Annotated in this window: 10 protein-coding genes; all 10 read left to right on the top strand. The window is 48.9% G+C overall.

Annotated elements, in window-relative coordinates:
- On the top strand, positions 1 to 233 hold a 233-nt coding region (locus NFR99_RS13785; protein WP_251353938.1), incomplete at its 5' end, for a hypothetical protein.
- Positions 230 to 610 carry a hypothetical protein gene (locus NFR99_RS13790; protein WP_251353939.1) on the top strand — a complete coding sequence of 127 codons (381 nt, stop codon included), beginning with the start codon at positions 230 to 232 and terminating at the stop codon, positions 608 to 610. The genes NFR99_RS13785 and NFR99_RS13790, both read left to right, overlap by 4 nt.
- A complete protein-coding gene (locus NFR99_RS13795) occupies positions 607 to 1,020 on the top strand; it encodes a minor capsid protein (RefSeq protein WP_251353940.1) in 414 nt (137 codons plus the stop codon). Before NFR99_RS13790 ends, NFR99_RS13795 begins: the two co-directional genes overlap by 4 nt.
- Positions 1,013 to 1,468 (top strand): phage tail tube protein, encoded by a 456-nt coding sequence (locus tag NFR99_RS13800; RefSeq protein WP_251353941.1) that lies wholly within the window; start codon positions 1,013 to 1,015, stop codon positions 1,466 to 1,468. Before NFR99_RS13795 ends, NFR99_RS13800 begins: the two co-directional genes overlap by 8 nt.
- A gap of 23 nt (positions 1,469 to 1,491) precedes the next feature.
- On the top strand, positions 1,492 to 1,809 hold the full coding sequence (locus NFR99_RS13805; protein WP_120486877.1) for a hypothetical protein: 318 nt from the start codon (positions 1,492 to 1,494) through the stop codon (positions 1,807 to 1,809).
- 17 nt (positions 1,810 to 1,826) lie between these two features.
- Positions 1,827 to 2,120 (top strand): Gp15 family bacteriophage protein, encoded by a 294-nt coding sequence (locus NFR99_RS13810; RefSeq protein ID WP_120486878.1) that lies wholly within the window; start codon positions 1,827 to 1,829, stop codon positions 2,118 to 2,120.
- Between the two features lie 5 nt (positions 2,121 to 2,125).
- Positions 2,126 to 5,083 (top strand): phage tail family protein, encoded by a 2,958-nt coding sequence (locus NFR99_RS13815; protein ID WP_251353942.1) that lies wholly within the window; start codon positions 2,126 to 2,128, stop codon positions 5,081 to 5,083.
- 12 nt (positions 5,084 to 5,095) lie between these two features.
- Complete coding sequence (locus NFR99_RS13820; protein WP_120486880.1) at positions 5,096 to 5,458, top strand: hypothetical protein; 363 nt, start codon at positions 5,096 to 5,098, stop codon at positions 5,456 to 5,458.
- A 4-nt stretch (positions 5,459 to 5,462) separates the two neighbouring features.
- Complete coding sequence (locus NFR99_RS13825; protein ID WP_251353943.1) at positions 5,463 to 7,625, top strand: hypothetical protein; 2,163 nt, start codon at positions 5,463 to 5,465, stop codon at positions 7,623 to 7,625.
- A 30-nt stretch (positions 7,626 to 7,655) separates the two neighbouring features.
- Positions 7,656 to 8,849: an Ig-like domain-containing protein gene (locus NFR99_RS13830; RefSeq protein WP_251353944.1), complete on the top strand. Its 1,194-nt coding sequence runs from the start codon at positions 7,656 to 7,658 to the stop codon at positions 8,847 to 8,849.
- Positions 8,850 to 8,914: the final 65 nt, after the last annotated feature.

The following is an 8,914-nucleotide window of genomic DNA, read 5'->3' on the forward strand; positions in this document are numbered from 1 at the left end:
GCTATTCAGGAAAATGCAATTACCAGGACAAAGCTAAGACTATCCTGACACCAGAGAAAAAGATGGTGGAGATTACAGGAAGTGTATTATTTCCTGGGGATATCTGCCCGGAACTTCCAGTGATTTCCGGAGGGACGGCCGAAGTATTCGGAGTGGTACGAAGGGTGCAGCAGGGAATGAAAGCCCGCAACCCTGACGGAAGCGTTAATTATACGGAGGTGCTTCTGGTATGATAAAAGTAAATTCGGTAGTTAAACTGAATATCCCGAAGATTCGGAAACTTACACAGGCGCAGGTAACAGCGCTGGAGCAGACGGCAGAGGCCTTGCACACGGAAGTTGTACAGGCAGAGATTATGCCGAGGGATACAGGCGCGATGCAAAACGAAAGTACTTTTGTAGACTGCTCCAGGTCGTCGGATGGGAGGGTGACCATTGCGACAAGTACTCCGTATGCACGCCGCCTGTATTTCCATCCTGAATATAATTTCCAGACATATGAAAATGCTTTTGCGCAGGGAAAATGGTATGAGCCCTGGATTGATGGGGTTTCTGCCGATTTCTGCCGCGACGCATACAAAAAGATATACAGGAGGCTGGCCGCACTATGATGTTATCAGACGTAAGGGATTTCATTGCTTCCCTGGGCATTGCGGAGTACGTTTACATGGGAAAGTTGGACAGTAAGCAGGATAAGGCAATAGGCGTATACAACAGCAAGCACACACACCAGCATGAGACAGCTATAGGAGGCGCCGCGATGCAGTCCTACGGGACAAAATACGTGACTTTCCTGGTTCACTGGAACAAATCCCCAAGAGATACAGAAAAGGCTGCATCGGCCTTATTTGATGCCGTCAGGGGGGCAAGGGAAGTAATTGTGAATAATGCAAAAATTAAATTTGTACAGCCGCTTTACGAATTGCAGGATGTCGGTACGGATGATGCCGGAATCTACGAAATGGTTCTTGAGGCGGCTGTCATTTACGAAAAAGAAAGGAATGATGAGAAGCATGAATGAAGTAACAGGCGTATACCCATGTTATGAAAACCAGTTTCAGGTTGACACCTCAGATTCAGGGGCGTCCGCACCGTCCATGAAAGGGATTGCTGATTGTGAGACGTTCGGCGTGTCATTTGACAATGGTGTAGAGGAGTGGACACCGTTTGACCAGAAGGGCTGGACACGCAGGCTAATGACAGCGAAATCGGTAACGATTTCTGTGACGGCAAAACGGAATGTAGGTGATGCGGGGAATGATGCCGTGGCGGCTCTTGCCTGGAAAAACGGGCGGAGCGTGGAAAGGGATTTCCATTGGACTTTCCCTGATGGTACGGTAGTAAAATTTGCGTCGGCGGTTTTTAACGTAACAAATATCGGCGCGGGTGATTCCACGGCGGTAGCACCTCTGGAATTTGAAGTAATGAGCAATGGAAAACCGGAAATTATTCTGCCGGGGCAGGAGTAACAAGATTTTAGCAGGAGGGCAATATGGCGAAGAAAGTAGATATCACAGAGAAACTGAGCTTTGACGGGAACCCGTCACTGGTAATTAAAGGGAAGGAACTGGAAGTACATGCGGATGCGGCGACCGCCCTGAAAGTTATGGATACCCTGAGCGACGATCCGGGGCCGAAACAGGTCGTTGCTATGTATAAGCTGCTGTTCCCGGATGAATCCAGAAAAGCAATTGACAAAATGCACCTGAATTTCCAGGATTTCAAGACTGTCGTAAAAGGTGCAATTACACTGATTACCGGAGAGGACGGGGAAGAACCGGGGGAAGCTGCGACCCATACTACGACCTGATTGATGATTATGATTTAATTGTATCTTCATTCCAGACGCAGTATGGGATACGGCTTTCGAAAGAAATAGCGGAAATGCAATGGGAAGAGTTTAAGCAGCTCCTCTCAGGAATTGGCCCGGACACGCCGCTCGGACGCATAGTTGCGATACGCTCTGAGACAGATAAGAGGACGCTAAAGCGTTTCACGAAAGAGCAGAGGCGGATACGGAACAGGTGGCTGCGGAAGAAAGCGCAGAGGGTATCGGGACCCGACATGGACAAGGTGCTCGAAGGACTGAAGCAGTCGTTTATCCAGATGGCAGGGAGGTGAGGAAGATGCCAGGAAACAGCGTAGGGCAGATAGGACTTGACCTGGTTGCAAATACACAAGGATTCCAAAGACAGATGTCTGGAATTACAGGCATGGCGAAAAGTGCAGGAAAAGCCCTGGCAGGAGCTTTTGCGGTTAAGAAACTTGTGGATTTTGGGAAGGAATGCCTGGATTTGGGCTCGGACTTGGCAGAAGTACAAAATGTGGTAGATGTTACATTCCCGGCAATGTCTGAAAAGGTAGACAGCTTTGCAAAATCTGCCGCATCTTCCTTCGGGCTGTCGGAAACTATGGCGAAACAGTATGTTGGAACTTTTGGTTCTATGGCGAAGGCGTTCGGGTTTACAGAGCAGCAGGCGTATGGCATGGGCGCGGCTCTGACAGGTTTATCAGGCGATGTGGCCTCTTTCTATAACTTATCCCAGGATGAGGCGTATACAAAGTTGAAATCTGTATTCACAGGGGAGACAGAATCGCTGAAAGACCTGGGTGTCGTTATGACCCAGACAGCATTGGACAGCTATGCGCTGGCAAATGGGTTCGGGAAAACGACGAATAAAATGTCAGAAGCGGAGAAAGTTGCGCTCCGGTACCAGTTCGTGAGTGAGCAGCTTTCGGCAGCACAGGGAGATTTTGCCCGGACTTCTGGCGGATGGGCGAACCAGGTGAAAATACTGTCCCTGCAGTTTGACAGCCTGAAAGCATCCATCGGGCAGGGGCTGATTAATATATTTACCCCGGTACTCAAATTAGTAAATACCCTGGTTGGGAAACTTTCAGTCCTGGCAGGGGCTTTTAAGTCGTTTACGGAACTTCTGACGGGAAACAAAGCGTCAGATGGGGTAGGTACAGTGGCATCAGATGCAGACGCCGCCTGTAAGGGGCTTGGGGACGCGGCTGATTCGGCAGGAAACCTGGCGGATAACACGGGAGATGTCGGGACGGCTGCAAAGAAGGCGTCGAAGGAAATGAAAAACCTGATGGGGTTTGATAAAATCAACCGCCTGGAAGACGACAAATCGGGTTCCGATGATTTGGCGGATGCTAATTTAAAGGGCATGGATTTTGGCGGGCTTGCCCAGGGCGAAACGTTCCTTGACGGGATGGATGCAAAGCTCGGCGGTGTCCTGGACAGGTTCAAAGAGCTTGCAGGGCTGTTTGAAAAAGGTTTCGCTTTAGGGTTTGGCGATACTGATTTTGAGGGGCTTATCAAGGAATGTCAGCGGGTCGGAAAGGCGCTCAAGGATATATTTACAGACCCCAAAATAACAGCGGCGGCAAAAAAGCTGACAAATAGGCTTGCAAAGACTCTGGGAGTGGCAACAGGGTCCATCGCCCGCATTGCGGTGAAATGGGGGGAGGCAATTATAGCAGGCATCGCTGACAGTCTGGAAAAAAATAAAAAATGGCTGAGCAATGCAGTGTCAGGGCTGTTTGATTCCTGGGGAAACGTGCTGGAATATGTACAGCAGATTTTCCAGGGAATTTCGGATATCCTCACATCTTCCGATGTATTAGGAAGTGTGCGCGGGCTGTCGGAAAGCATTACAACGGAGTTTTTGAAATCGGCATATGCATCCCTGAGCATAGGGACGACGATTGCCACAAACCTTTTGGGCGGCATCAGTGCTTATATAGACCAGAATAAGGAATACATCAAGGAGAAGCTGGTAGGGATTTTCAATGTATCAGCGGAAATCTTAAATTTAGTCGGGGATGTGAAACTGGCGTTTGCCGATATCCTGTCTGTTTTTGCAGGGGAAGAGGCACAGCAGATTACCGCAGATATCATAGGTATATTTACAGATGGTTTTCTGGGTGTGATGGAACTTGCCCTGAAATTCGCGAGGGATATCATCAGTACCATTACAGGGCCGTTTACAGATAATGCAGATGGGATAAAGGAAGCACTGCAAAATACTCTGGGACCAATCAGCGAGCTGGCTGCAACCCTGCATGATTCAATCAAGAAAACCTTTACACGGATAGGGAAAATGTATGACGCATATATCAAGCCCATGTTTGACTCTTTCAGGGATGGGCTTGGGGAAGTAGTAAAGACGCTCCTAGACGGATACAATGAGTATATTGCCCCCGTCCTGGACAATCTGTCGCAGAAATTCACGGAAGTATGGCAGATGCATGTACAGCCGTGCCTGGATGCAATCATTGATCTGGTCGGGGATGTGGCGGAACTCATTAAGAATGTCTGGGAGACGGTGCTCCAGCCAGTAATAAACTGGATAGCCCAGCAGATAATGCCGGCTATAGCCCCCGTCCTGCAGTGGATTGGCACCAGGTTCTTGGATGTTTTCGGAGGCATTGCGGATGTAGTGAAAGGGCTAATAAAAGCGCTTGAGGGAGTGGTTGAGTTTATTTCCGGGGTTTTTACGGGTAACTGGGAAAAAGCCTGGGGAGGGGTTAAGAAAATATTTAAGGGTGTATGGGATTCCTTTGTAGGTATTGTAAAAGCCCCGATTAACTTGATTATTGACCTTATTAATGGGCTACTGGGCGGTGTAGAATGGATGGTAAATGGTGTCGTCAATGCATTAAATACTATTTCGGTTGATATACCGGACTGGGTTCCGGGGATTGGCGGCAGTACGTTGGGCTTTGATTTGCCAACATGGACGGCGCCGCAGATACCGTATCTTGCAAAAGGCGGTTTTGTGGAGAGGAATACCCCACAGCTTGCCATGATTGGTGATAACCGCCACCAGGGAGAAGTAGTTGCGCCGGAGGATAAGATGCAGGCAATGGTAGATGCTGCCGTAAATTCTGTACGCCCAGGCGTGACAAAAGAAGAGCTGGAGCCATTGGTCAACAGTGCGGCGATGCGGATTGTGTCGGCGCTGTCATCCGTAGGGTTTAATCTAGATGGGGCGCAGATAGCCACACTTGAGCGAATGGCGCAGACAGGGGTTGACAGGCGGTTCAATACAGTCAATGTAGTTATATAAAGGAGGGGCGGCATGAAAGATGGAGAGATATTAAAAGCCGGGGGGACGGTGCTGCCGTCCCCGGTTTCGCTTTCCGTGTCAGATGAAATTATCTGGACGTCAGATACAAAGCGGACGCTGGCAGGTTATATGATTGGGGACGTGGTGGCAGAAAAAAAGAACCTGTCTATTAAATGGGGCTTTCTGACAGAATCAGAAGTACAGCTTATAAAAAAGCATCTGATAGCAGGCTTTTTTCCAATCACGTTTCGGGATGACGGGATAGACATAACGATAGACACTTACCGGGGGACACTGAGTAAAGAATATATGGGCTGGCTGGATGACGGGAACTTCTGGTACAGGAGTGTATCCGTAGATATCATACAGAGGTGAGAATATGATTCATACAAGCACGAAGTATAGAAGGGCGGTGCAGGGGAACAGGCAGTTCGGCATTGCTGATAGGATTACATTCCGGGATGGGACAACGCTGGAGCTAGACATAGAGGATTTCGTGTCTTACAGCATCGACGAGGCTACATCCAGCCCTGGGAAATTCGAAGTCGGAGCTGCAGTTATCAAGGAGTATTCGGCAGTTCTGAATAATGAGGATGGGAAGTTTGACAGATATGATTTTGAAGGGGCAGATATTGTAGCGCAAGTTGGGCTTATGCTGGAGGATGGGACGTGGGAATACCTGCAGAAAGGATACTACCGCGTGGTAGAAGCAAAAGCACAGGATTTAGTTATTTTGGTAAAGGCATATGACAGCATGCTGTTTTTTGACAGCCCTTACAGCGGCAGCAGGCTTTCTTATCCCGCAAGTTTGCTCCAGATTGTCCAGGACGCCTGCAACGCCTGCTCCGTGGCGTATGATGCAGGAAGCATAGAAATGGGAGGATATACCGTCAGGAAGCGGCCGGACAGCGAGACGTTGACATACCGAGATATTATTTCCTACTGCGCACAGATTATGGGTTGTTATGCAAAAGTCAACCATATGGACAGGCTGGAATTTGGCTGGTATGACCTGGAGTGCCTGCCAGACGGAATAGATGGCGGGGATTTCACTGGGACAGCACGCCCTTACGAAACAGGGGACACATTAAGCGGGGGAAATTTCACTGATTATTCTTCGGGGGATAGCCACGACTGCGGGACGTTCCGGGATGCAGCGGGCTACCACCATTTCTACCATTTGGGAAGCCAGACCATAAATACGGACGACATTACGATTACAGGAGTGCTCGTGTCTGTTGAAAAGCAGGAGGAAGGCGCAGAAAGCTGTTTATATGGCACGGAGGGCTATGTCCTGGAGATATCAGAAAATCCCCTGATACAAGAAGGCGCAGTGCAGCAGGTAGCAAGGCATGTAGGGCAGAAGCTGGCAGGGAGCATATTCCGGCCATTGAGTATTATGGTGCAGTCAGATCCGTGCATCGAAGCGGGGGATGCGGCTTTGGTAACAGACAGGAGGCAGCGCACCTACAGGACGGTAATCACAAATACAACCTTTACTATGGGAGGGATGCAGAAAGTCGAATGCAGTGCGGAGACACCCACGGAAAAGAACTATACGAAATATGGGGCGGTCACAAAGATACTGGCAAAAGCGAGGGACGAGGTAGATATAAAGCTTTCAGCGTATGACATCGCCGTCCAGCAGATGAACCAGCTGGCCGCGAATACGATGGGGTTCTACTCTACGACAGTAGCTCAAAAAGACGGTTCCATACTTGCATACAGGCATGACAAGCCAAAGCTGGCAGAGTCAAAAGTGGTGTATAAATCAGGGATAGACGGTTTTTTTGTTACCCGGGACTATACAGGGGAAGATTCTACAACCTTATGGAAAGCAGGGTTTGACAGCAGCGGGAATGCGGTATTGAATATCCTTTCTGTTATCGGGATTAATTTTACATGGGCACGCGGCGGGGAGCTGATACTGGGCGGTGATGACGGGAAAGGCGGCGTTATGCTCGTCAAGGATGCCGCTGGGAATGTGGTTGTCCAATGTGATATAAACGGCATCACTGCTACGAAGGGGACTTTCTCGGGAAGGCTGGAAGCGGCAACGGGGACGTTTAAAGGAAATCTGGAGGCGGCAGGAGGCACATTTTCAGGGGAACTGGAAGCAGCATCTGGCACATTCAAAGGGGCATTACAAGCCGCAACAGGTACATTTGGGGGAATGACAGCCGAGGGAAATACATTGGTTCAGGAATCAGTGGCTCAATATCCTCACTCTGGAGTTTATAAAATTATAATAAGCGGAGAGGGGGTATCATTCGATGATAGCGAAGTAAAATATAATTATTATAAAGATGACATGGTGCAATTTGAACCATCGTACAGCACAAAAATTGAACTCGATTCAATCGAAACAAACGATTTACGTGCGGAGAATTTAAAACTTGTAGGAATCGGCGAGGATGATACGGTAACGTGGCTGCTTGGGATAAATAAAGAAGGCGAGGTTGTGAAAATCCCCCGAAATGGAAGTAGCGGGGGTAACGGCAACGGGGGCGGCGATGACGGGGGAGAACTTGAAGTAAGCTAAGGAAATAACGCAGAGGGGGATGAAAAAACAATGGCAATCCAAATGAGACGCGGGTTAAAAGCTGATTTCGACCCACAGAAGATGCTGCCCGGTGAATGGGCTGTGTCTATAGATTCCGAAACATCCAACCAGATTGTATGGATGTGCTTTCGCGCCGGGATAGTGAAACGTATGGGTACATATGAGGATTTCAAGGCGCAGATAGAGGAAGCAACGGAAGATATACGGGAGCTGTATGAAGTAACATTTAACGAAATAAAAGCCTATATGGAAGGGCTGGCCGACGAAGCGGAAGAATATAAGGATACTGCCGTTTCGAAAGCGCAGGAAGCATCAGGCTCTGCGGATGCCGCCGCCGCAAGTGCCACAACAGCGGCGCAGGAAGCAGAAGCCGCATCCGTGAGCGCAGATGAAGCTTCATCAAGCGCGGACGAGTCGGAAAATTTCAGAAAGCTGTCAGAGAGCTATGCTCATGGGGGCACAGGCGTTAGACCGAATGAAAATGTAGACAGCTCGCAATATTACTACGAGCAGGCAAAAAGGATATCCCAGGGGCTGGAGGGCGCGCTTCTCCCGATGGGGACTATCGCATTTGCCCAGCTTCCCGTGGTGACAAGGCAAGCGGGGTATATGTATAACATTATGGACGACTTTACCACAGACAACACCTTTAAAGAGGGCGCGGGCTATACATATCCAGCAGGGACGAACGTGTATTACACGGCAGACGGGTATTGGGATTGTCTGTCAGGAACACTAGTAGCTGGCGTTAAGGGCAGTGCGGAAAGTATTTACAGGAGAGGATTTGTTGATATTACAAAAGAAGATATCGGGCTGGGGGATGTGCCTGGGCGTCTGGAAAGTCTGGAAGAAAGGGTCTCACGCTTGGAGCTAAAAATTTACGCCGTGCCTGTGGAGTTCAGATTGCTAAGTAAGCCTCCAATTAATGGCCAGGCAGGTCAGACAATAACTTTTATCTGCAGTTTGAGCATAGATTCTTCTGGGCTGGTATCCAAGGAGATATTGGAGAAGGCAACAGACGATATTACCTGGACGAGCAGCAATACCACGATAGCCAGTGTGACGGGCCACTATATTAGAACAAGGGATAATATAACAGGTAGTATATACGTAAATATCTTAGGGCATAAAAGCGGTAATGTAACAGTTACAGGAACTACATCAAACGGCATGAGCGTAAACTGTACGGCAGTGTTTAGTTGATTGACAGGGAGGGTGTGACGTGCGAATCAGGGATAAACCGTAAGGACAGAGAAGTGTTTTATCTG

This window comes from Hominisplanchenecus murintestinalis (assembly GCF_943193015.1).
In the GTDB taxonomy this organism is placed as follows: Bacteria; Bacillota; Clostridia; order Lachnospirales; family Lachnospiraceae; genus Hominisplanchenecus_A; species Hominisplanchenecus_A murintestinalis.

Coding starts and splice junctions, on each gene's coding strand:
- NFR99_RS13790 (WP_251353939.1), top strand. CDS start 230: ATGATAAAAGTAAATTCGGTAGTTAAACTGAATATCCCGAAGATTCGG.
- NFR99_RS13800 (WP_251353941.1), top strand. CDS start 1,013: ATGAATGAAGTAACAGGCGTATACCCATGTTATGAAAACCAGTTTCAG.
- NFR99_RS13830 (WP_251353944.1), top strand. CDS start 7,656: ATGGCAATCCAAATGAGACGCGGGTTAAAAGCTGATTTCGACCCACAG.
- NFR99_RS13825 (WP_251353943.1), top strand. CDS start 5,463: ATGATTCATACAAGCACGAAGTATAGAAGGGCGGTGCAGGGGAACAGG.
- NFR99_RS13795 (WP_251353940.1), top strand. CDS start 607: ATGATGTTATCAGACGTAAGGGATTTCATTGCTTCCCTGGGCATTGCG.
- NFR99_RS13815 (WP_251353942.1), top strand. CDS start 2,126: ATGCCAGGAAACAGCGTAGGGCAGATAGGACTTGACCTGGTTGCAAAT.
- NFR99_RS13805 (WP_120486877.1), top strand. CDS start 1,492: ATGGCGAAGAAAGTAGATATCACAGAGAAACTGAGCTTTGACGGGAAC.
- NFR99_RS13820 (WP_120486880.1), top strand. CDS start 5,096: ATGAAAGATGGAGAGATATTAAAAGCCGGGGGGACGGTGCTGCCGTCC.